General features: G+C 60.2%; 1 protein-coding gene. It reads left to right on the top strand.

The genetic code is table 11. The annotated features are described in order from the left end of the window. Window positions 1-102: 102 nt before the first annotated feature. Window positions 103-855 (top strand): IS5 family transposase (locus ACM9LZ_RS25920; RefSeq protein WP_416622386.1); only part of this gene is annotated, 753 nt, incomplete at its 3' end.

Below are 855 nucleotides of genomic sequence, written 5' to 3' on the forward strand. Positions count from 1 at the left end.
GAGCCTGATCCGAAATTAAGTTGAGTGGTATCAGCGGGTTAGCTTGACAGCGTTCCCTATCGGTGATTCAGGGGTTTCGCCAAAAACAACCGTGCATCTCCGATGTGGACTGATACCACCCGCGCCCTTCATGCCCGCAACGGCCTGGCTTTGCCAAGCGATTTGACCGATGCGGAATGGTCTTTGTTGGAACCGCTGCTGCCTGCTGCGTCCGCCGTAGGCAGGCCACGCAAATGGCCGCTGCGCCGGATCGTCGAGGCGATCCTTTATCTGCTTCGGGGCGGCCTGCCGTGGCGGATGCTGCCACCTTGTTTCCCGCCGGTCTCGACGGTGCGGCGCTGGTTCTACCTGTGGCGTGACAATGGTCTGTGGCTCACGGTCAACCATGTCTTGCTGATGGCGATGCGCGAGCAACAAGGCCGTGATGCCAGCCCAACCGCCGGCGTGATCGACAGTCAGAGCGTCAAAACCACGGAATCCGGCGGCCCGAGGGGATATGACGCGGGCAAGAAGATAAAGGGGCGTAAGCGCCATATCCTCACCGACACCCAAGGTAATCTCGTCCATGCCGTGATCCATACCGCCGATATCCAGGATCGTGATGGCGCACCGCTGGTGCTGGCCGAAATCGTCAAACCCTTCCCGTGGCTGCGGCACGTCTTCGCCGATGGCGGCTATGCCGGGGACAAGCTCAAAGACGCGTTGCGCCGCATTGGAAAATGGACCATCGACATCATCAAGCGATCCGACACAGCCCAAGGCTTCCAGGTCTTGCCACGACGCTGGGTCGTCGAACGCACCCTGGCATGGCTCAACCGAAACCGACGCTTGGCCAAAGACTTCGAGCAGACTATC

The organism is Niveispirillum fermenti (genome assembly GCF_048066175.1).
GTDB classification, from domain to species: domain Bacteria; phylum Pseudomonadota; class Alphaproteobacteria; order Azospirillales; family Azospirillaceae; genus Niveispirillum; species Niveispirillum fermenti.